Here is a 20,381-nt window from a genome sequence, read left to right on the forward strand (position 1 = left end):
TTATACGGTCTCGGCGATATTTGCTCTGGCTTCGATAAATTCCACTACAGCGCGGGTGACGTCCGCGGTACTGGCCGTTCCACCGACATCTGGCGTCAGAATGCCTTTCTCACAAACATATTCGATACTTTCCATAATCATCGCCGCGGCGTTACGCTCTCCCAGATGTTCAAGCATCTGTACCGCAGTCCAGAAGGTTGCTATCGGGTTAGCAATGCCTTTGCCGGTGATATCAAAAGCTGAACCATGGATAGGTTCGAACATGGAAGGGAAGCGGCGTTCCGGATCAATATTGGCGGTCGGCGCTACGCCCAGACTGCCCGCCAGCGCGCCGGCCAGATCGGAGAGGATATCGGCATGCAAATTGGTGGCAACGATGGTATCCAGGGTCTGGGGATGCAGCGTCATGCGGTGCGTCATCGCATCGACCAGCATCTTGTCCCACTGCACATCCGGGAATTCCTGCGCCACTTCGGCGGCAATCTCATCCCACATCACCATACCATGGCGCTGGGCGTTGGATTTAGTCACCACGGTCAGCAGTTTACGTGGACGAGACTGCGCCAGTCTGAAGGCATAGCGCATAATGCGCGTAACCCCGACGCGGGTGAAGATGGCCACCTCGGTGCCGACTTCTTCCGGTAAGCCACGGTGTGCACGGCCGCCGTTACCGGAATACTCACCTTCGGAGTTTTCGCGCACAATCACCCAGTCAAGATCGCCGGGCCCGCGGTTGCGCAGCGGTGAGGTGACACCCGGCAGGATTTTGGTTGGACGCACGTTGGCGTACTGGTCAAACCCCTGGCAAATTGGCAGGCGCAGACCCCAGAGTGTGATGTGGTCAGGGACATCCGGTGCGCCCACCGCGCCGAAGTAAATGGCATCAAATTTTTTTAGTGTGTTCAGCCCTTCTTCCGGCATCATCACGCCATGTTTTTTGTAATAGTCCGACCCCCAGTCAAAGGTCTCCACATCAAACTTCAGCTGCGGATCGTGGCGTGTCAGTGCATGCAGCACTTCAACACCTGCCGAGATGACTTCAGGACCAATACCGTCGGCAGGTATGGCGGCAATTTTATAGTTACGCATAGTAAATTCTCCGGTTAATGAGTATGAGGATGAGTGAGTTCTGCCGTTTGCGGTTTACCCGCCCTGGCAGAAAGGATCAGGACAATGAGGGCCGAAATAGCCAGTAGTCCGGCGACAAAGTACAGGCCCCAGGTGTAGCTACCGGTCTGCTCGCGGATCACGCCAATCATCATCGGGCCGACAAAGCCGCCCAGATTGCCGATGGAGTTAATCGTGGCAATACCCGCGGCCGCAGCCGGGCCGCTGAGGAACACGGTAGGCATACTCCAGAGGGGCGGTTTCGAGGCGCTGATGCCTGCGGTGACCAAGGTTAAGGCAACAATCACGGTAAACAGTGTGCTGACGTTACCGGCGTAAATCAGACCGGCTGCTGCCAGCAGGCAGGCACCAATCACATGCCAGCTGCGCTCTCTGGTGCGGTCAGAATGCCGCGCCCACAGGATCATGGCGATGACGCCGATGACCGCCGGGAAGGCGTTGAGGAAGCCAATCTCCAGTGAGGTAGCACCGAAGCTGCGGATGATTTGCGGGGACCAGATGCCAAGTGTGTACAAGCCGGCAGAAGTACCGAAATAGACCAGCGCCAGAGCCAGTACCCGCTTATCCGCCAGTCCTTTCCATGCGCTGCTGTGGTTCTGTTTTGCCGCCCGGGCCAGCTCCTCGGCCTGCATGGTGTTTTCCAGCCATGCACGCTCTTCGTCAGTCAGCCATTTGGCTTTGGCCGGACGATCGGTAAGAAAGAACAGAACCACAACGCCGAGTATCAGCGCTGGCAAGGCTTCCAGCACAAACATCCACTGCCAGCCGGCGTAGCCGAGAAAGCCATGCATCTCCAGCAGGGCGGCAGAAACAGGCGATCCCAATGCTGTAGAGAGCGGGGCTGCGGCCATAAAGATGGCGGTAACCTGCGCGCGTCTGGCTGCCGGGAACCAATAACTGAGATAAAGGATAATTCCCGGGAAGAAACCGGCTTCCGCTACACCGAGTAGAAAACGCAGAATGTAGAAGCTCGTCGTACCCTGCACAAAAGCCATGCAGCCAGAGACCAGGCCCCAGGTGATCATGACGCGGGCAATCCAGATGCGGGCGCCTACTTTATGGAGAATTAAGTTTGACGGCACCTCAAACAGAAAGTACCCCAGGAAGAAGATGCCGGCGCCCAGCCCAAAAACGGTGGGTGAAAAACCCAGATCCTGATTCATGGTCAGGGCGGCAAAGCCAATGTTGACACGGTCGAGGAAGGCAATGAAGTACAGCAGCATGATGAAAGGAATAATGCGCAGGGTAACCTTGCGCATCACCTTCTTTTCGAGGTCGTTTTTCATGACGGATGCTCCATAGTGATGTAGGGTTGTTATCGTTTTGTAATAAACCCAGTATGAAGTTTTGAACCGCTTTATCATCGGCATGGCTTTATATAAATAATTTGCATAATCAGGTTTTGGTGAAAAAATGGATATAAATCAGCTACGTTGCTTTGTGGTATTGGGTGATGAGCTTCACTTCGGCCGTGCTGCCCGTAAACTTGAAATGATGCCTGCGTCACTGAGTCGCTTCATAAAACTGCTGGAAGATGATTTGGGGATAAGACTACTGAATCGATCGACCCGCAATGTGTCGCTAACGCCTGAAGGTGCCGCCTTTTTAAATGAGGCCAAAACGGTCATTGCTGATTTCGATGCGCTACGGCAGCGATTCCGGAAAAATAGCCTGTTGCAGAAAAGGACGTTGCGGATCGGAGCTATCGATAGCGCAGCCAAAGGATTACTTCCTGAACTCCTTAATCTTTTCGTCAGGCGTTTTCCGGAGGCAGACATTCATCTTACGGAAGATAAATCTCACAAACTTATCCCTCGACTCATTTCAGGATGGCTGGATGTGGTCTTTGTACGTCCGCCGGAACATATTGATGCCACGCTGACAACACGTTTTATCGCCAATGAAACCTGCGTGCTCGCCGTGCCCGCTAACCACCGCTTGGTCAGTTATGACGAAGTCAGTATCGATGACTTCCGACACGAGCCGGTTATCGTGCCGGAAAGAGGCACCCGGCGTCACAGCCATGACCTGACAATGAATATTTTCAAGGAGGGTGGCAGCATGCCTGTCATCGCGCAGTATGCCGAAGAGAAGCAGACTATCCTGAGTTTTGTTGCCGCTGGACTGGGCATCGCTCTGGTGCCTGCGTCATATAAAGATATGAATGCGGACGGCGTGAAATACCTTAAGCTCGCGCCCAAAAAACATATCGAAGGCCTTCCCCTCAGCGCGATGTGGCATCAGGGAAATAACACTATCTATTTGCGATCCCTACTGGAGATACTTTCCGACAACATCGACGAGCTGACCCGTGATTTGTGACGGAAAAAGATGATTGTTGCGCCGGGGCGGCAACACGCGAGAATTTAGTTCGGTTGCTTACAGGCGAGCCCCTGGGCTTCCAGTTTCTTCACCTGGCGACTGACGGTGGTGTTATCGCGCCCTAAATGATCCGCCAGCTCCCCCCCACCGGGCCATGGCGCCCTACCGCCACCAGCAGCGGAAACAGCATCTGTTCCAGCTGGACGCCAGCCGCCTGGAGGATCGGCTTATCGCACACCGGCTGGTTCATCACGCTGATGATATCCAGCAGCGCACGGTCTTTACCCTTGGATAAAAATCGCTTCCGCACAAAAGATGGGGTTGATATCTTAAATGAGAAATATTATCTTTCTCATTACTGAATAGTTGAGTAAATAACTCAGGTATTCAGTACGACATTGCTCACATTGCTTCCAGTATTTTTGCCCGCACTTGTGCGGGCTTTTTTTTACTCACAACACACCTCACGCACCAGCTGCCGCAGCCGGCGGTCAAGCCGCAGGGGCTGCTGGGTGTGATGTCCTCCGGCCAGGGCAGTCTGACGAACAAGCTCGGCGGCCAGCGGGAGCTCTACCGCGGAAGTAAAGCCGCGCTGAATATGTTCATGCGCAGCTTCGCCGCTCGCCCCACTTCGGCCTCCCACCCGCTGGTAGTGATGGCTCCGGGATGGATCCGCACCGAGCTCGGCGGGGCCGACATCCCCCTGACCATCGAAGAGACCATCCCGCGCCTGGTGAACGTCCTGCTCGACAAGCAGCGGCGCCCGGGACTGGAGTTTCCGGATTACCAGGGCCGCACGGTGCCCTGGTAAGCCCGCCGGGACGCCTGCCTCCGGGCGTCCTCCGGCGCCCGCCCGGCGTCATTGCTCCCAGATCACCACGCCATGTACCGCTTTGTCCCGCCGCCTTTGCCGAGCTAACTCGCCTTTTTTGTTCAAAATTTATGAAATTTGTAAACGGTGGTGAAGAAATCAGTTTAAACGTCAACTTTTCTGTGTAAATATTAAGGCGAATGATAACCATTCTTTTTATCATTTATAGAGTCACGCCGGGTCAGCGCAAGCCAGACGACGAATAACGTCGCTTTTGCGCGGCGTGATATGTGCGAATAACAAAAAATAAGCCTGCATTTATCATGGAAAAAAACGCTTCTCTGCCGTTTGGCAGTTTCAACTCATTGGCATTGTTTACGGGTCTGTGTCTGGGGGCCGCGCCGGCAACCGGCATGGCAGCGGAAAAATCAGTCAAAAATAATGAAGAGACGCTGGTGGTGGAGGCCGCCCCGCCTTCGCTTTATTCTCCCGGGGCCTCCGCCGATCCCAAGTTTAATAAACCGCTGGTGGATACCACTCGCACCATCACCGTGATCCCCGAACAGGTCATTAAAGATCAGGGCGTCACCAACCTGACTGACGCCCTCAAGAACGTCCCTGGCGTCGGGGCGTTTTACGCCGGGGAGAATGGCAGCTCAACCACCGGGGACGCCATCTTTATGCGCGGCGTGGACACCTCCAACAGTATTTATGTGGACGGCATTCGCGATATCGGCAGCGTGACGCGGGATACCTTCAATACCCAGCAGGTGGAAGTCATCAAAGGGCCCGCCGGCACGGACTATGGCCGCAGCGCGCCCTCCGGCTCGATCAATATGATCAGCAAACAGCCGCGTCTTGACTCCGGGATCGACGGTTCGGCCAGCATCGGCAGCGCCTGGTCGCGCCGGGGTACCCTTGATCTTAACCAGGCCTTCGGCGACAACGCCGCGTTTCGCCTCAACCTGATGGGCGAAAAAACCCACGACGCCGGCCGGGATAAGATTGAGAACGAGCGCTACGGCATCGCTCCGTCGCTGGCCTTTGGCCTCGATACGCCCACCCGTCTGTATCTGAACTATCTCCACGTCCGGCAGAACAACACCCCGGATGGCGGCATCCCCACCGTCGGCCTGCCGGGCTATTCGGCGCCTTCGCCGAAGTATGCCGCGCTCAATTCCGCCGGTAAGGTCAATACCAACAATTTCTATGGCACCGACTCCGATTACGATAAATCCACCACCGACAGCGGCACCCTGCGCTTCGAACACGATCTGACGGACAATACCACCGTGCGCAATACCACCCGCTGGTCGCGGGTGAAGCAGGAGTATCTCCTGACTGCGGTGATGGGCGGCGCGAGCAATATCACCGCCCCCGACATCAATGACGTCAACACCTGGAGCTGGTCACGGCTGGTTAATACCAAAGATGTCAGCAACCGCATTCTGACCAACCAGACCAATATCACCTCGACCTTCAATACCGGCTCGATAGGCCATGACGTTAGCGCCGGCGTGGAGTTTACCCGGGAAAACCAGACCAACTATGGCGTCAACGCCCTGACCGCCCCGGCGGTGAATCTCTATCATCCGGTGAGCAGCCTGTCGATTGGCGGGCTGGACAGAAACGGGGCGAACGCCAACGGCCAGACCGATACCTTCGGCATTTATGCCTTCGATACGCTGGCGCTGACCGATCGGGTTGAGGTCAACGGTGGGCTGCGTCTCGACAGTTACCATACCAAATATGACAGCGCCACCGCCTGCGGCGGCAGCGGACGCGGGGCTGTCGCCTGCCCGCCAGGACAGTCGACCGGCAGCCCGGTCACCACAGTCGATACCGCCAAATCCGGTAACCTGGTTAACTGGAAGGCCGGGGCGCTGTATCGCTTAACCGAGCAGGGCAATATCTACGTCAACTATGCCATCTCGCAGCAACCGCCGGGGGGCAGCAGCTTCGCGCTGGCCGCCAGCGGCAGCGGCAACAGCGCCAACCGGACCGACTTTAAACCGCAGAAGGCGAAATCCAGCGAACTGGGCACCAAGTGGCAGATCCTCGACAAGCGCCTGCTGCTCAGCGCGGCGTTATTCCGTACCGATATTGAAAACGAAGTGGCCGCTAACGATGACGGAACCTGGTCGCAATACGGCAAAAAACGCGTGGAGGGGTATGAGCTCTCCGCGACCGGGAACCTGACCCCGGACTGGACGATCATCGCCGGCTACACCCAGCAGCATGCCAAGGTGACAGAGGGGCAGAATGTGGCGCAGGATGGCTCTTCCGCGCTGGCCTACACCCCGAAACATGCCTTTACGCTGTGGACGCAGTATCAGGCCACCAGCGATTTGTCCGTCGGCGGCGGCGTGCGCTATGTCGGAAGCCTGCGCCGGGGCAGCGATGGCGCGGTCGGTACCCCGGATCACACCGAGGGCTACTGGGTCGCCGACGCCAAACTGGGCTATCGGGTCAACAGCAACCTCGATCTGCAGCTCAATATGTACAACCTGTTTGATACCGATTACGTGGCTTCCATCAACAAGAGCGGCTATCGCTATCATCCGGGCGAACCCCGTACCTTTATGCTGACGGCGAACGTCCATTTCTGAGTCTGTATGTGGGGCCATCGCGCCCCACCTTTTTGAGAGGACACCGCAATGATGTATCACATTCCTGACGTGCTAACGGCGGACCAGGTGGCTGAATATGCCCGCCTGCTGGCGCAGGCCGAATGGGTTGACGGGCGGGTTACCGTCGGCAGCCAGGGGGCGACCGTCAAACAAAACCAACAGATCGATACCCGCACGCCGCTGTACGCCCGTCTGCAGGCCGCCGTACTCGACGCGCTGCGCGGCCATCCGCAGTTTTTTTCCGCCGCGCTGCCGCGGACGATTTCCGCACCGTTGTTTAATCGCTACGGGCCGGGGGAGACCTATGGCTTTCATGTCGATGGCGCGGTGCGTCAGAACGGCGAAGCGGGCTGGATGCGGACCGATTTATCGGCGACGCTGTTTCTCTGCGAACCGGAAAGCTATGAGGGAGGCGAACTGGTCATTGAAGACACCTATGGCCAGCATCGGGTGAAGCTCCCGGCCGGGCATCTGGTGCTCTATCCCGCCAGCAGCCTGCACTGCGTCACCCCGGTCACCCGCGGCGTACGCCAGGCCTCTTTCCTGTGGATCCAGTCGATGGTCCGCGACGATAAGCAGCGCGCGATGCTCTACGACCTGGACCGGACGATTCAGTCGCTCAAAACTCGCTTTGGCGACGGAGAAGAGGTGCTCTCCCTGCTCAATATGTATCACAACCTGCTGCGCCAGTGGACGGAAGTGTGATCCGCAGGCGAAGGGGTATCGCAGGGAGGAGTGAGGAGGCAACAAACTGGCCGTCCGCTGGCCAGTTTGCAGCAGGCGTTAGAACCGATAGCCTGCGGAGAACATAAACACCCACGGATCCAGGCGGGTGCTGACTTTCTGGTCCACGCCGCCGGCTTTGAATTTCACATCGGTATCGATATCCATGTACCACACCGACATATTCAGCAGCCAGTCACGGTTAATCAGGTAATCGAGGCCGACCTGCCCTGCCGCGCCCCAGGAGTCCTTCAGGCTCAGATCGGAAAGCCCGGCCGCCTTGCCGTTATCGTTAAAGTCTTCATTAAAGAAGGTGGTGTAGTTAATCCCCGCTCCCACGTACGGGCGCACCTTGCTTTGCGCATCGCCAAAGTACCACTGCGCCATCAGGGTGGGTGGCAACTGATGGACGGTGGCGATGGTGCCGGTTGGCCCGGTACCAACCTTATGGCGGAACGGCGTTGCCGCCAGCAGTTCCACGCCGATGTTATCGGTCGCCATATAGGTAAAGGTTAAACCCAGCTGAGTGTTGTTACTGACGTTGAAACCGCCAAGGCTGCCTAACACATTGTCAGAGCCCTCCGTCGGTCGGACGGTGGCGGTCCCGGCGCGAATGAAAAATTCACCCGCTTCATGCGCCCAGACGCTGCCGGTGGAAAGAGTGCTTAGAATTAATGCCGCCGCTGCTAACTTCTTCATATCCACTTCCTCATTATGGTTTTTCAGCGCGGCCAAATATACCTATAACGAGTTACGTTTGATCTGTTTTAGATCACACTAAAACCTTAGATTTAACATTTATTGATCCAGATTAATTTTTGATACCGATCGCAATACGCTGAATCCTTCACACATCAATTTTCACTTTTCGCGAAAAAAATTATTTCTGCCCCTCTTGCCGCCGCTGAGGCGGCTGGATAAGTTAACTGCCGACAATCTGTGTTGATGCGTTTTTTTCAGGTGTAATTATGAGTGAAATCAACCCGTGCATGACGTGCGGTGCCTGTTGTGCGTATTTTCGTGTCTCTTTCTACTGGGCGGAAGCCGACGACGCGGGTGGCCTGGTGCCCTCCGCGCTGACCGAGCCGCTAACCCCTTTCCTGCGCTGCATGAGCGGCACCAATCAACGCCAGGGCCGCTGCGCGGCGCTATCGGGCGAGATCGGCGACGCCGTCCACTGCACTATCTATGAAAACCGTCCCTCGCCATGTCGCGAATTCGCCATGTCCGGGGAAGATGGCGAGGAAAACGACGCCTGCAACCGGGCGCGAGCGCGCTATGGCCTGCCGCCATTGCGGCCTCTTTACAAAGATATACCTGCCCTGACCGGCGCAGAGAGTGCTACGACGGAACGATTTGCGGTACAATCGCCGGCTAGTTAACACCTGCGACACTCAAGGAGAATGCATGTCTATCACGGCGAAGTCCGTCTACCGTGACACCGGGAATTTTTTTCGTAATCAGTTCATTACCATTTTGCTGATTGCGCTGTTGTGCGCGTTCATTACGGTAGTACTTGGCCATGCCTTTTCACCCAGCGACGAGCAGCTGTCGATACTCAGCGAAGGCGATAACCTCGCCGGTAGCGCAGGCCTGTTCGAGCTGGTGCAGAATATGACGCCGGAGCAGCAGCAGGTTCTGCTGCGCGCCTCGGCGGCATCGACCTTCTCGGGTCTGGTGGGCAATGCGATCCTCGCCGGCGGCGTCCTGCTGCTCATCCAGCTGGTCTCTGCCGGTCATCGCGTCAGCGCTCTGCGCGCTATCGGCGCCTCGGCGCCGGTGCTGCCGAAGCTGCTGCTATTGATCCTCTTCACCACCTTCCTGGTGCAGATGGGGATGATGTTAGTGCTGGTGCCCGGCGTCCTGTTGGCCATTGTGCTGGCCTTTGCGCCGATCATGCTGGTGCAGGACAAAATGGGCATCCTCAGCGCCATGCGCAGCAGCATGCGTCTGGCCTGGGCCAATTTGCGGCTGGTGGCGCCGGCCATTATCGGCTGGCTGGTGGCGAAAACCCTGCTGCTGCTGTTCGCTTCCAGCTTTGCCGTGCTGACGCCGAACGTCGGCGCGGTGGTCATCAACACCATCAGCAACCTGATTTCCGCTCTGTTGCTGATCTATTTATTCCGCGTGTATATGCTTATCCGTAGCTAATTTTAACCTGGACCGGGAAATTTCCCGGTCCGTCCTGACAGACGGGATCGATGTATGAAGCAGTTTCTGGATTTTTTACCGCTGGTGGTCTTCTTCGCCTTCTACAAGCTTTACGATATCTACGCCGCTACCACGGCGCTGATTGTGGCGACCGCCATCGTGCTGATCTACAGCTGGGTGCGCTACCGTAAAATCGAAAAAATGGCGCTGATCACCTTCGTGCTGGTGGCCGTCTTCGGCGGATTAACGCTCTTCTTCCACAATGATGAGTTTATTAAATGGAAGGTGACGGTGATCTATGCGCTGTTCGCCGGCGCGCTGCTGTTCAGCCAGTGGGTAATGAAAAAGCCGCTTATCCAGCGCATGCTGGGTAAAGAGCTGACCCTGCCGCAGCAGGTCTGGTCGCGTCTAAACCTGGCGTGGGCGGCGTTTTTTATCCTCTGTGGGCTGGCTAATATCTATATCGCCTTCTGGTTACCGCAGAATATCTGGGTTAACTTTAAGGTCTTCGGCTTAACCGCCCTCACGCTGGTCTTTACCCTGCTGAGCGGGATCTACATCTACCGTCATATGCCGCAGGACGACCACCACTAATTCCCCGGCAGCCTGCGCCCGCCTCCGCGGGCGCTATCCCCTATTCTCTCTCCGCCGTTTTCATAGTAGCATCCCGCTGATCGTCTTTGACCACAACAGAGTAGAGCATGACAACAACAGATCTCGCCCCGAAGGGCGAAATGGTTTTACGCACCCTGGCAATGCCGGCGGATACTAATGCCAACGGGGATATTTTTGGCGGCTGGCTGATGTCGCAGATGGATATCGGCGGCGCCATTATGGCCAAAGAGATCGCCCAGGGTCGCGTGGTGACCGTGCGCGTGGATGGGATGACCTTTTTACGCCCGGTGGCCGTGGGCGACGTGGTGTGCTGCTATGCCCGCTGTGTGAAGCGCGGCAATACCTCGGTAACCATCAACATCGAAGTGTGGGTGAAAAAAGTCTCTTCAGAACCGATTGGCCAGCGCTACAAGGCGACGGAAGCGCTGTTTATCTACGTTGCCGTCGATAATCAGGGTAAACCACGCCCTCTGCCGGCGGAATAAGATGGCGCCCGGCTAACCGGGCACCTGGCTTAGAGAAAGCCCAGCAGCGAGAAGAAGAAGTAGCCGATCACAATTACGATCACCGGCAGCACGTACAGCGGGAAATACTGCACCAGGATCGTATGTCGCGGCACCACAATGCGTTCGGCGAGCTGCTCGCGAGTTAACCCTTCCGCGCCTTTCGCCTGCTCGAGGATCAGCTGATCCTCAATCCCCTCGCGGAGAAATTTCGCCTGCCGCGCCATCCGCGCGCCGGAGGCCTGCAGCGCCATACCGACGAACACCAGAATGAAGATAATCCAGAAGCCGATGTTCAGGCTGTGGTGGAAATCCGGCAGCGGTGAGTTGTACCAGAAAAAGTTCAGGAACGGCGTGTTAAAGCGCATCATCTCAATCATGACGTGCGCAAAATCCATCATTACCGCGTCAATGCCGGGTTTCTTTTCACTGTGCTCATACATAAATTTGAGGACAGAAATCAGCGTCGACAGCACGGCGGGAATAAAGATGACCCATCCCAAAATACGTTTGATAACCGCAATGCGTCCAGCTTGTTGGTACGTCATGAGTTCCCCTTGTTAAAGACGCGTTAGTGGTTCGCCTGCCGCCCGTTGCGTGGCGCAGGCGCTCCTCGCTTACCCGAATGTGTCGGGTATAAGTCTATCTTCCACGGCGAATTTCGCCCAATAACGCGCGGTATGATATACCATGAATGCCGATTCGTTTATCTGATTACGCAACAGGAGAAGGACATATGTCAGCGAAGCGCCGCATTGAGGCTGCGATTTTTGATATGGACGGGTTGCTGATTGACTCTGAGCCGCTTTGGGATCAGGCGGAGGTCGAGGTCATGGAGAGCCTGGGGGTGGATACCCGCCGCCGCGATGAACTGCCCGACCTGCTGGGTCTGCGAATCGACCTGGTGGTGGATCTGTGGTACGCGCAGCAGCCGTGGCGCGGCGTGGACCGCGCGGAAGCCACCGCGCGCATTATCCGTCGCGCCATCGAACTGGTGGAAGCCTCACGTCCGCTGCTGCCGGGGGTGCGCGAGGCCGTGGCCCTGTGTAAAGCCCAGGGGTTGAAGGTTGGGCTGGCCTCAGCCTCGCCGCTGGTGATGCTGGAGAAAGTGCTCAATATGTTCGAGCTGCGCGATCAGTTTGATGCCCTCGCCTCGGCGGAGCATCTGCCCTGGAGCAAACCGCACCCGCAGGTGTATCTCAACTGCGCCGCCGCCCTCGGGGTCGACCCACAGCGCTGCGTCGCGCTGGAGGACTCGGTCAACGGCATGATCGCCAGCAAAGCTGCACGCATGCGCGCTATCGTGGTGCCGGAAGCGGAGAACAGCCGCGACCCGCGCTTTGTGCTGGCGGACGTCAAGCTGCCGTCACTGCAGGCCCTGACCGTCGAGGCGCTGCTCGGGTAAGGCCGCTGGCGGCTGACGCGATCGCCGTCACGCCGCCGGCAATAAAATCAAAACACCGTTTCATTTTAATTGTAATTTTGTTTTCCTGCCTCTATGCTGGGCACAGGTGGCGTCATCGTACGCCTGAAGATCAGCACGCAGAGGTGAATATGGTACTGAACGCCTTCGACCTGACGGGTAAGGTCGCCATCGTGACCGGTTGCGATACCGGCCTGGGACAGGGAATGACGCTGGGCCTGGCGCAGGCCGGATGCGATATCGTCGGCATCAATCGCAAAATCCCCCACGACACGGCCGCGCAGGTTGAGGCGCTGGGCCGCCGCTTTCATGCCATTCAGGCGGATCTCAGCCATCAGGATGATATGACCGTTCTGGTCGACCAGGCGGTGGCGGCGATGGGCCGGGTCGATATTCTGGTTAACAACGCCGGGATTATCCGCCGCCATGACGCCCTGACCTTCACGGAAAGCGACTGGGACGCGGTCATCGATCTGAATTTGAAAGCGGTTTTCTTCCTCTGCCAGGCGGTCGCCAGGCAGTTCATTCGCCAGGGTGAAGGCGGGAAAATTATTAACATCGCCTCGATGCTCTCGTTTCAGGGCGGGATCCGCGTCCCCTCTTATACCGCCTCGAAAAGCGGCGTGCTGGGTCTGACCCGCCTGCTGGCCAACGAATGGGCTGGCCAGGGTATCAACGTCAACGCCATTGCGCCCGGGTATATGGCCACTAATAACACCCAGGCGCTGCGCGAAGATGAAGAGCGTAACCAGGCAATCCTTGAGCGTATCCCCGCCGGTCGCTGGGGGGTGCCGGGTGACCTGCAGGGGCCGGCGGTGTTTCTCGCCTCGTCCGCCGCCGACTATATTCATGGCTATACCCTGGCCGTCGACGGCGGATGGCTGGCGCGCTGAGAATTTGTGACAAAGAGTTACACCGTCACCTCTTCCGTGCACTGTATAAAAACCCTATACTGTATGAATCGACAGTTTAGGGTGTGTTATCATGACGGCGGAAGGCCATCTCTTCTTTTCAATCGCCTGCGCAGTATTTGCCAAAAACGCAGAGTTAACGCCGGTGCTGGCGCAGGGCGACTGGTGGCATATTGTGCCCTCCGCGGTCTTGACCTGCCTGCTGCCGGACATCGATCACCCAAAGTCGTTTCTTGGCCAGCGGCTGAGCTGGATCTCCAGGCCCGTGGCGCGGGCCTTTGGCCACCGCGGCTTCACCCACAGCCTGCTGGCGGTGTTTGGCGCGCTGACGCTATTCTACCTCAAGGTGCCTGACAGCTGGATTGTCCCGGCGGACGCCCTCCAGGGCCTGGTGCTGGGCTATCTCAGCCACATTCTCGCCGATATGCTCACCCCCGCCGGAGTGCCGCTGCTATGGCCCTGTCGCTGGCGCTTCCGGCTGCCGATCCTTGCGCCGCGCAAAGGCAACCAGCTGGAGCGCGCCTTATGCATGGCGCTATTCGTCTATGCCGTCTGGATGCCGCAGACGCTGGCGGACAACAGCGCGATACGCTGGTCTTCCGGGGTGATTAATTCCCTGCAGATCACCTTCAATCGCTTCATAAGTCATCAGAGTGGGCGATAAACCGGCAGAAAACGCCATTTGGTTATAACCCATTCCATTTGAATATAAGTCCTTGATAACGCCTTCTGCTAACCTTGCGGTCATAAGAGCTGGTTATCCACCAGCCCAGGTTATAAAAATATCAGGAGAACGGGGATGAACTTTCCATTAATAGCGAACGTAGTCGTGTTCGCCGTATTGCTGTTTGCGCTGGGGCAAACTCGCCATAAACAGTGGAGCCTGGCCAGGAAGGTCCTGGTCGGCCTGGCGATTGGCGTGATCTTCGGTCTGGCGCTACAGCTGATCTATGGGTCTGACAGCCAGGTGCTGAAAGACTCCATCCAGTGGTTCAATATCGTCGGCAACGGTTATGTCCAGCTGCTGCAAATGATCGTTATGCCGCTGGTCTTCGCGTCAATCCTTAGCGCCGTGGCCCGCCTGCACAATGCCTCGCAGCTGGGGAAAATCAGTTTCCTGAGCATCGGTACTCTGCTGTTCACCACCCTGATCGCCGCCCTGGTTGGCGTGCTGGTGACCAACATGTTCGGCCTCACCGCCGAGGGGCTGGTCCAGGGCAGCGCGGAGACCGCCCGTCTGAACGCCATTCAGAGCAACTATGTGGGTAAAGTGGCCGATCTCAGCGTCCCGCAGCTGATCCTCTCCTTCGTGCCGAAGAACCCGTTTGCTGACCTCACCGGGGCTAACCCGACCTCGATCATCAGCATCGTCATATTCTCGGCGTTCCTCGGCGTCGCAGCCCTGAAGCTGCTGAAAGAGGATGTGGAAAAAGGCCAGCGCGTACTGACCGCCATCGATACCCTGCAGGGCTGGGTGATGAAGCTGGTTCGTCTGGTGATGCAGCTGACCCCTTACGGCGTGCTGGCGCTGATGACCAAAGTGGTTGCCGGGTCGAATCTACAGGATATCATCAAGCTTGGCGGCTTCGTGGTGGCCTCGTACATCGCGCTGGGCATCATGTTTGTCGTTCACGGCCTGCTGCTGGCGATTAACGGCATCAGCCCGCTGAAGTACTTCCGTAAAGTCTGGCCGGTGATCACCTTCGCCTTCACCAGCCGCTCCAGCGCCGCCTCCATTCCGCTGAACGTGGAAGCGCAGACCCGTCGTCTCGGCGTACCGGAGTCGATTGCCAGCTTCTCCGCCTCCTTTGGCGCCACCATTGGTCAGAACGGCTGCGCCGGTATCTACCCGGCCATGTTGGCGGTGATGGTCGCACCGACCGTAGGCATCAACCCGCTGGATCCGATGTGGATTGCCACCCTTGTGGGCATCGTCACCGTCAGCTCGGCGGGCGTCGCCGGGGTGGGCGGCGGGGCCACCTTCGCCGCGCTGATCGTCCTGCCGGCGATGGGCCTGCCGGTGACCCTCGTGGCGCTGCTGATCTCCGTCGAACCCCTGATCGATATGGGGCGTACCGCGCTGAACGTTAACGGCTCCATGACCGCCGGGACGCTGACCAGCCAGTGGCTGCGCCAGACCGACAAGTCGATTTTCGATAGCGAAGAAGAGGCCGAACTGGCGCATCGCTAAACGGTAAGCACAAAAAAACCGCTGATAATCAGCGGTTTTTTTATTTCTGCAGCAGATTCAGGCTTCAATCTCACCTTCCTGACGCACCTGGTTAGCCCAGCGCTGCGCCGACTCCGGCACGCTGAACGCCGGTGAACGGCGGAAATGCTCCCCCATCAGCAGAAAGGCGACATACTTCCCGCGCAAAATCCAGACATCGCGAAAATGGTCCATTTTCACGGCATGTTCCGGGGGCGCAGGCTCCACGCGCGGCACGTAGCTAATGACAGGGCGATTTTGTTGGCGCAATGGTTTCATAACAAATGGATTCACTAAGCAAAGCGGGAAACAGAAACCTCTATCATAGCCGATCGTGGCCCCGTTCGTCGCCCCCCTGCCGCCGATGCGCATTTTAGGATAACTCCCTGCCCCCTCGCCGGGCGCAGCCAGCGTAATGTTCTATAGTTAGAAGGGTTTTGGTTTATCAACGACCACTTTTAGCAATGAAAGCAGGAGACGAGCAATGTCTGATAAGCACCCAAACCCGCACCACCAGCAGGCACCGGTTCACGGCAGCGAGGAAGCGCAGCCGGGTCTCGACTCGCTGGCGCCGGATGATCGGGAGTGGCGCCCCACGCCGAAACCCACCGCCCCTGGCGCTGAACCGACCGCCCCTGGCAGCCTGAAAGCGCCTGATACCCACAGCAGCAAACTTGACGCCCTGGAGCCGCAGCGCAAAGGCGGAGAAGACTATCCGCTGACCACCAACCAGGGCGTGCGCATTGCCGACGATCAGAACTCGCTGCGCGCCGGCGCCCGCGGCCCAACGCTGCTGGAAGATTTCATTCTGCGGGAGAAGATCACCCACTTCGACCATGAGCGAATTCCGGAGCGTATCGTACATGCCCGCGGCTCAGCGGCCCACGGTTACTTCCAGCCCTACAAAAGTCTGACAGCGTTGACCAAAGCCGATTTTCTCTCGGCAGCCGATAAAATCACCCCGGTCTTTGTGCGCTTCTCCACCGTGCAGGGCGGCGCGGGGTCGGCGGACACCGTTCGCGATATTCGCGGCTTCGCCACCAAGTTTTACACCGACGAGGGGATTTTTGACCTCGTCGGCAACAACACCCCGGTCTTCTTCATTCAGGACGCGCTGAAGTTTCCCGACTTTGTCCACGCCGTGAAGCCTGAGCCCCACTGGGCCATCCCCCAGGGACAAAGCGCTCACGACACCTTCTGGGACTACGTTTCCCTGCAGCCGGAAACGCTGCACAACGTGATGTGGGCGATGTCCGATCGCGGCATCCCGCGCAGCTATCGCACCATGGAAGGCTTCGGGATCCACACCTTCCGCCTGATCAATGCCGAGGGCAAAGCCACCTTTGTTCGCTTCCACTGGAAACCGGTCGCCGGCAAGGCGTCGCTGGTGTGGGATGAAGCGCAGAAGCTGACCGGCCGTGACCCCGATTTTCATCGCCGCGACCTGTGGGAGGCCATTGAAGCCGGGGACTACCCGGAATTTGAGCTCGGGCTGCAGCTGATCCCCGAGGAGAACGAATTTGATTTTGACTTCGACCTGTTAGATCCCACCAAGCTGATCCCTGAGGCGCTGGTGCCGGTGCAACGGGTCGGCAAAATGGTCCTCAACCGCAACCCGGACAACTTCTTTGCCGAGAACGAACAGGCGGCCTTCCATCCCGGGCATATCGTACCGGGCATCGATTTCAGCAACGATCCGCTGCTGCAGGGGCGTCTCTTTTCCTACACCGATACGCAGATTAGCCGCCTCGGCGGACCGAATTTCCATGAAATCCCGATCAACCGGCCAACCTGCCCGTACCACAACTTCCAGCGCGACGGTATGCACCGGATGGAAATTGACACCAACCCGGCCAACTACGAACCCAACTCGATCAACGACAACTGGCCGCGCGAGACGCCGCCAGCCGCCAAACGCGGCGGTTTCGAGTCCCTTGCCGAGCGCGTCGACGGTGAGAAGATCCGCCAGCGCAGCCCTTCATTCGGCGAATATTACGCCCAGCCGCGTCTGTTCTGGCTGAGCCAGACGCCGATTGAGCAGCAGCATATTATCGATGGCTTCAGCTTCGAGCTCAGCAAAGTGGTCCGCACCTGGATCCGCGAGCGGGTGGTCGATCACCTGGCCCATATTGATACCCGGCTGGCGGAAGCGGTCGGGGCGAATTTAGGTATTGAACTGAGCGATGAGCAGCGCAGCCTCACTCTGCCCTCCCCGGTCAACGGCGTGGAGAAAGATCCCACCCTCAGCCTCTATGCGGACGCCGAAGGGGATGTGAAAGGTCGCGTGGTGGCGGTGCTGCTCAATGAGCGTACCTCGGCGCAGGACCTGGTCCATCTCCTGCAGGCGCTACAGGCCCAGGGCGTGCACAGTAAACTGCTCTATTCGCGGATGGGCGAGGTCATCGCCGACGATGGTTCTCCCGTGCCGATCGCCGGCACCTTCGCCGGTTCCCCATCGCTGACGGTGGATGCCGTGGTGGTGCCCGGCGGCGACCTCAGCGCCCTGAGCCAGAGCGGCGATGCGCGCTACTACCTGCTGGAGGCCTATAAGCACCTGAAGCCGATCCTGCTGGCAGGCGATGCGCGGCAGTTAACGTCGGTTCTCCAGGTCCCGGCCCAGGGCGAAGAGGGCGTCATCGTTACCGATGCTCTCGACACCCCGGCGGCAGATAAACTGCTCGCCCTGATGACGGCCCACCGGGTGTGGTCGAGAAGCCCGAAAATCGCCGCTATTCCGGCGTAGCAAAAAGCCCGGCACGGTGTGCCGGGCTTGACTCACTTTCCTTTCCCCCGTCGGGCTTACACGTCGCGGTAGGTTCCCAGGCGATAACCCCGGTCGGCCACCGCCGCTTTCAGCGAGGCAGAGGTCAGCACATCAAGCTCGCCCAGCCGCGGGTAGCAGTAGGCGCTGCCCATGATGGTCTGGTCGACAAAGGCCGGATGACACATCACCTCCAGGGAGCGCTCCTCGCGGGCGATTGAGGCGTCCAGCGTCTGCAGGAACAGCGCCTCAGAGACGGCTTCCCCATAAAACTCGCTGCTGAAGCCTGCGCTGCTGCGCGCCGCCTGCTGATCGAGACCGCTCTGCGCCGCCACCTGGCGATCGATGCGCAACGCGATGCCCTTGTCGCGGGCAAAAGCGGCGACGATGGGATAGATCGGGGCGATCATATGCACATGGTGATGGCTGTCGAGATGCGTCGGCTCATGGCCGAAGAGATCGATAAAACGACGGTACTGACACGCCAGCTCATGGGCAATCTCCTCCAGCGGCAGGGTATCTTCTTCCGCCTGCTGCCAGATCCATTTGCCCAGCCGGCCGTCGCGGGTTAACCCCGGCATGGCCGACAGCGGTTCGCCCAGCGTCAGCACAAAGTGCATCCCGACCGCCAGCTCCGGCGTACTGCGGCTCAGCTGGGCGGCGTGGTCAATAGCCGCGCCGTTGACCAGCGCCGTAGTCGATGTCACCACGCCGTTGCGGCAGGCTTCGATAATGCCGTAGTTCTGCCCTTTACTGAGGCCGAAGTCGTCGGCGTTGACGATCAATACGCGTTCCATTTGCCGCTCCCGTTACGCTTTCAGTTTTTCGATCGTCGCCGCAAAGTTCGGCAGCCATTTTTCATGAGCCAGAATCATCTCCCGCGCCAGCTGCTCGGCGTCACGATCGGAATGGATCAGCGGGCTTAAGTTCAGCGCCAGCAGCACGTCGTTCAGCTCGCCGCTGATCGCCGCCCGGCTGGCCGCCATTTCAAACCCTTTGATGGTGTAGATAAGCCCCAGCACCTTCTCGTCGAAATGGGTGATGCGCGGCGTCGGCTTCGCGCCATCGCGACCTAAGGTGCAGCTCATCTCGACCGCCCAGTCCGCCGGGATATTATCGATATGGCCATGATGCGGGATATTCACATAGTGCTCAGTCTGCTTGTCGTTATAGATAGCGTTGATCACTTCGCAAGCGGCATCGGAGTAATAGGCGCCGCCGCGCTGCTCCAGCTCCTTCGGCTTGACCTTGAGATCCGGATTTTTATACAGCTCGAACAGCTGCTTCTCCACCTTCTGCACCACCTGGGCGCGCGCGCCGCCCTTATAGTACTCGCCCATCTCAATCGCCAGCATCTCTTTTGGCTTAAAGTAATAGAGCAGATAGGAGCATGGGATCAGGCGCAGGGAGCGGATCAGCCCCTCGCTAAACGGCAGGTCGAAGATATTTTTTACCGAGTTCGCGGTCAGGCGGCCGGAGGCAACGCCGTCCAGCAGTTCATCGAAGCGCGAGACGCCGTTAACCAGCACGTCGCGGACGAACACCAGGTGGTTCAGACCGAACAGGTCAATGTTCAGCTCATCGCTCGGGCTGAGCTGCAGCACGTCGGTGATGAACATCTTCATGCCAATGGGAATGTTGCACACGCCGATAAAGCGTTTGAAACTGGTGTGGCGATAGACCGCCTCGGTGACCATGCCCGCCGGGTTGGTGAAGTTAATGATCCATGCGTCCGGGCAGATCTCCTGCACATCTTTCACGATGTCGAAAATCACCGGGATGGTGCGCAGCCCTTTAAACAGCCCGCCCGCCCCGTTGGTCTCCTGGCCAAGATAGCCGTGGCTCAGCGGGATGCGCTCATCTTTTTCACGCGCCTTCAGCTGGCCCACCCGCAGCTGGGTGGTAACGAAATCCGCGCCCTGCAGCGCCTCGCGGCGGTTCAGCGTTTTATAAACCTTCATCGGCACGCCGGCTTTTTCCACCATCCGCTCGCACAGCGCATGGATAATATCGAGCTTCTCCTGGCCCTCTTCCACATCCACCAGCCACAGCTCTGTCACCGGCAGTTCATGATAACGTTTCAGGAAACCTTCCAGTAATTCCGGGGTATAGCTGCTACCGCCGCCAATGGTGACGACTTTTAATTTCTGGCTCATTTTTTTCTCCCTTAGGCGCTGCGCCTGGGCGCAGGCCG

The 20,381-nt window shown here is 58.2% G+C and carries 19 protein-coding genes and 2 pseudogenes; 13 read left to right on the plus strand and 8 right to left on the minus strand.

Annotated elements, in window-relative coordinates:
* Both ACOI6Z_RS23190 and ACOI6Z_RS23195 read right to left on the minus strand, forming a co-directional pair.
* On the minus strand, positions 1-1,089 hold the full coding sequence (locus tag ACOI6Z_RS23190) for a tartrate dehydrogenase (RefSeq protein ID WP_004203857.1): 1,089 nt from the start codon (positions 1,087-1,089) through the stop codon (positions 1-3).
* Between the two features lie 14 nt (positions 1,090-1,103).
* Positions 1,104-2,414, minus strand: coding sequence for an MFS transporter (locus ACOI6Z_RS23195; RefSeq protein WP_004203856.1), 1,311 nt, complete (start codon positions 2,412-2,414; stop codon positions 1,104-1,106).
* 127 nt (positions 2,415-2,541) lie between these two features.
* Between ACOI6Z_RS23195 and ACOI6Z_RS23200 the strand changes: the two genes are divergently transcribed.
* Positions 2,542-3,450, plus strand: coding sequence for a LysR family transcriptional regulator (locus tag ACOI6Z_RS23200; protein WP_004203855.1), 909 nt, complete (start codon positions 2,542-2,544; stop codon positions 3,448-3,450).
* A 47-nt stretch (positions 3,451-3,497) separates the two neighbouring features.
* Here ACOI6Z_RS23200 and ACOI6Z_RS23205 read toward each other — a convergent pair.
* Positions 3,498-3,760: pseudogene (locus ACOI6Z_RS23205) on the minus strand (MarR family transcriptional regulator); the annotation flags it as partial.
* Positions 3,761-3,931: 171 nt separating this feature from the next.
* On the opposite strand from ACOI6Z_RS23205, the pseudogene ACOI6Z_RS23210 reads away from it, so the two are divergent.
* The 3 genes and pseudogenes from ACOI6Z_RS23210 to ybiX form a co-directional block, all read left to right on the plus strand.
* Positions 3,932-4,261: pseudogene (locus ACOI6Z_RS23210) on the plus strand (short-chain dehydrogenase); the annotation flags it as partial.
* Positions 4,262-4,584: 323 nt separating this feature from the next.
* A complete protein-coding gene (locus ACOI6Z_RS23215) occupies positions 4,585-6,870 on the plus strand; it encodes a catecholate siderophore receptor Fiu (RefSeq protein WP_060591035.1) in 2,286 nt (761 codons plus the stop codon).
* Positions 6,871-6,918: 48 nt separating this feature from the next.
* The gene (gene ybiX / locus ACOI6Z_RS23220; protein ID WP_032428774.1) at positions 6,919-7,596 is read left to right on the plus strand and encodes a PKHD-type hydroxylase YbiX; all 678 of its coding nucleotides are present in this window, start codon (positions 6,919-6,921) and stop codon (positions 7,594-7,596) included.
* Between the two features lie 78 nt (positions 7,597-7,674).
* On the opposite strand, the gene ompW is transcribed toward ybiX, so the two are convergent.
* The gene (gene ompW / locus ACOI6Z_RS23225) at positions 7,675-8,313 is read right to left on the minus strand and encodes an outer membrane protein OmpW (protein ID WP_023289313.1); all 639 of its coding nucleotides are present in this window, start codon (positions 8,311-8,313) and stop codon (positions 7,675-7,677) included.
* A 269-nt stretch (positions 8,314-8,582) separates the two neighbouring features.
* Between ompW and ACOI6Z_RS23230 the strand changes: the two genes are divergently transcribed.
* The 4 genes from ACOI6Z_RS23230 to yciA all read left to right on the plus strand — a co-directional run bounded on the left by ACOI6Z_RS23230 (position 8,583) and on the right by yciA (position 10,865).
* Positions 8,583-8,996, plus strand: a complete 414-nt coding sequence (locus ACOI6Z_RS23230) for a YkgJ family cysteine cluster protein (RefSeq protein WP_023289312.1) — start codon at positions 8,583-8,585, stop codon at positions 8,994-8,996.
* A 25-nt stretch (positions 8,997-9,021) separates the two neighbouring features.
* Positions 9,022-9,765, plus strand: coding sequence for a YciC family protein (locus ACOI6Z_RS23235; protein ID WP_023289311.1), 744 nt, complete (start codon positions 9,022-9,024; stop codon positions 9,763-9,765).
* A 54-nt stretch (positions 9,766-9,819) separates the two neighbouring features.
* The gene (locus ACOI6Z_RS23240; RefSeq protein WP_004203842.1) at positions 9,820-10,359 is read left to right on the plus strand and encodes a septation protein A; all 540 of its coding nucleotides are present in this window, start codon (positions 9,820-9,822) and stop codon (positions 10,357-10,359) included.
* Between the two features lie 107 nt (positions 10,360-10,466).
* A complete protein-coding gene (gene yciA / locus ACOI6Z_RS23245; protein WP_002901629.1) occupies positions 10,467-10,865 on the plus strand; it encodes an acyl-CoA thioester hydrolase YciA in 399 nt (132 codons plus the stop codon).
* Between the two features lie 29 nt (positions 10,866-10,894).
* Here the strand turns inward: yciA and ACOI6Z_RS23250 are convergent, their stop codons facing one another.
* Positions 10,895-11,431, minus strand: coding sequence for a YniB family protein (locus ACOI6Z_RS23250; RefSeq protein ID WP_023283571.1), 537 nt, complete (start codon positions 11,429-11,431; stop codon positions 10,895-10,897).
* Positions 11,432-11,619: 188 nt separating this feature from the next.
* Here ACOI6Z_RS23250 and hxpB point away from each other — a divergent pair, with 188 nt between their 5' ends.
* The 4 genes from hxpB to ACOI6Z_RS23270 all read left to right on the plus strand — a co-directional run bounded on the left by hxpB (position 11,620) and on the right by ACOI6Z_RS23270 (position 15,408).
* Entirely contained in the window at positions 11,620-12,288 is a 669-nt protein-coding gene (hxpB, locus tag ACOI6Z_RS23255; RefSeq protein WP_017898668.1) for a hexitol phosphatase HxpB, read from the plus strand.
* Positions 12,289-12,437: 149 nt separating this feature from the next.
* Entirely contained in the window at positions 12,438-13,199 is a 762-nt protein-coding gene (kduD, locus tag ACOI6Z_RS23260) for a 2-dehydro-3-deoxy-D-gluconate 5-dehydrogenase KduD (protein WP_032452531.1), read from the plus strand.
* 91 nt (positions 13,200-13,290) lie between these two features.
* Complete coding sequence (locus ACOI6Z_RS23265) at positions 13,291-13,881, plus strand: metal-dependent hydrolase (RefSeq protein ID WP_023289309.1); 591 nt, start codon at positions 13,291-13,293, stop codon at positions 13,879-13,881.
* A gap of 135 nt (positions 13,882-14,016) precedes the next feature.
* The gene (locus ACOI6Z_RS23270; RefSeq protein ID WP_023289308.1) at positions 14,017-15,408 is read left to right on the plus strand and encodes an L-cystine transporter; all 1,392 of its coding nucleotides are present in this window, start codon (positions 14,017-14,019) and stop codon (positions 15,406-15,408) included.
* Between the two features lie 57 nt (positions 15,409-15,465).
* Here the strand turns inward: ACOI6Z_RS23270 and cedA are convergent, their stop codons facing one another.
* Complete coding sequence (gene cedA / locus ACOI6Z_RS23275; RefSeq protein WP_008807754.1) at positions 15,466-15,720, minus strand: cell division activator CedA; 255 nt, start codon at positions 15,718-15,720, stop codon at positions 15,466-15,468.
* 190 nt (positions 15,721-15,910) lie between these two features.
* Here cedA and katE point away from each other — a divergent pair, with 190 nt between their 5' ends.
* Positions 15,911-18,169 carry a catalase HPII gene (gene katE, locus ACOI6Z_RS23280; protein ID WP_023289306.1) on the plus strand — a complete coding sequence of 753 codons (2,259 nt, stop codon included), beginning with the start codon at positions 15,911-15,913 and terminating at the stop codon, positions 18,167-18,169.
* A gap of 56 nt (positions 18,170-18,225) precedes the next feature.
* On the opposite strand, the gene chbG is transcribed toward katE, so the two are convergent.
* Both chbG and ACOI6Z_RS23290 read right to left on the minus strand, forming a co-directional pair.
* Positions 18,226-18,984 (minus strand): chitin disaccharide deacetylase, encoded by a 759-nt coding sequence (chbG, locus tag ACOI6Z_RS23285; RefSeq protein WP_032452530.1) that lies wholly within the window; start codon positions 18,982-18,984, stop codon positions 18,226-18,228.
* Between the two features lie 12 nt (positions 18,985-18,996).
* Entirely contained in the window at positions 18,997-20,343 is a 1,347-nt protein-coding gene (locus ACOI6Z_RS23290) for a 6-phospho-beta-glucosidase (protein ID WP_135732948.1), read from the minus strand.
* Between the last annotated feature and the right edge of the window lie 38 nt (positions 20,344-20,381).

The sequence above is a fragment of the Klebsiella sp. C239 genome, assembly GCF_048822715.1.
Lineage (GTDB): Bacteria > Pseudomonadota > Gammaproteobacteria > Enterobacterales > Enterobacteriaceae > Klebsiella > Klebsiella quasipneumoniae.

What these genes read in the sequence shown, in the direction of transcription:
- katE (WP_023289306.1), top strand. Translation starts at nt 15,911, where the DNA reads ATGTCTGATAAGCACCCAAACCCGCACCACCAGCAGGCACCGGTTCAC.
- chbG (WP_032452530.1), bottom strand. Translation starts at nt 18,984, where the DNA reads ATGGAACGCGTATTGATCGTCAACGCCGACGACTTCGGCCTCAGTAAA.
- hxpB (WP_017898668.1), top strand. Translation starts at nt 11,620, where the DNA reads ATGTCAGCGAAGCGCCGCATTGAGGCTGCGATTTTTGATATGGACGGG.
- ACOI6Z_RS23250 (WP_023283571.1), bottom strand. Translation starts at nt 11,431, where the DNA reads ATGACGTACCAACAAGCTGGACGCATTGCGGTTATCAAACGTATTTTG.
- ACOI6Z_RS23240 (WP_004203842.1), top strand. Translation starts at nt 9,820, where the DNA reads ATGAAGCAGTTTCTGGATTTTTTACCGCTGGTGGTCTTCTTCGCCTTC.
- kduD (WP_032452531.1), top strand. Translation starts at nt 12,438, where the DNA reads ATGGTACTGAACGCCTTCGACCTGACGGGTAAGGTCGCCATCGTGACC.
- ACOI6Z_RS23230 (WP_023289312.1), top strand. Translation starts at nt 8,583, where the DNA reads ATGAGTGAAATCAACCCGTGCATGACGTGCGGTGCCTGTTGTGCGTAT.
- ACOI6Z_RS23270 (WP_023289308.1), top strand. Translation starts at nt 14,017, where the DNA reads ATGAACTTTCCATTAATAGCGAACGTAGTCGTGTTCGCCGTATTGCTG.
- ompW (WP_023289313.1), bottom strand. Translation starts at nt 8,313, where the DNA reads ATGAAGAAGTTAGCAGCGGCGGCATTAATTCTAAGCACTCTTTCCACC.
- ACOI6Z_RS23200 (WP_004203855.1), top strand. Translation starts at nt 2,542, where the DNA reads ATGGATATAAATCAGCTACGTTGCTTTGTGGTATTGGGTGATGAGCTT.
- ACOI6Z_RS23265 (WP_023289309.1), top strand. Translation starts at nt 13,291, where the DNA reads ATGACGGCGGAAGGCCATCTCTTCTTTTCAATCGCCTGCGCAGTATTT.
- ybiX (WP_032428774.1), top strand. Translation starts at nt 6,919, where the DNA reads ATGATGTATCACATTCCTGACGTGCTAACGGCGGACCAGGTGGCTGAA.
- ACOI6Z_RS23235 (WP_023289311.1), top strand. Translation starts at nt 9,022, where the DNA reads ATGTCTATCACGGCGAAGTCCGTCTACCGTGACACCGGGAATTTTTTT.
- ACOI6Z_RS23195 (WP_004203856.1), bottom strand. Translation starts at nt 2,414, where the DNA reads ATGAAAAACGACCTCGAAAAGAAGGTGATGCGCAAGGTTACCCTGCGC.
- yciA (WP_002901629.1), top strand. Translation starts at nt 10,467, where the DNA reads ATGACAACAACAGATCTCGCCCCGAAGGGCGAAATGGTTTTACGCACC.
- ACOI6Z_RS23215 (WP_060591035.1), top strand. Translation starts at nt 4,585, where the DNA reads ATGGAAAAAAACGCTTCTCTGCCGTTTGGCAGTTTCAACTCATTGGCA.
- ACOI6Z_RS23190 (WP_004203857.1), bottom strand. Translation starts at nt 1,089, where the DNA reads ATGCGTAACTATAAAATTGCCGCCATACCTGCCGACGGTATTGGTCCT.
- ACOI6Z_RS23290 (WP_135732948.1), bottom strand. Translation starts at nt 20,343, where the DNA reads ATGAGCCAGAAATTAAAAGTCGTCACCATTGGCGGCGGTAGCAGCTAT.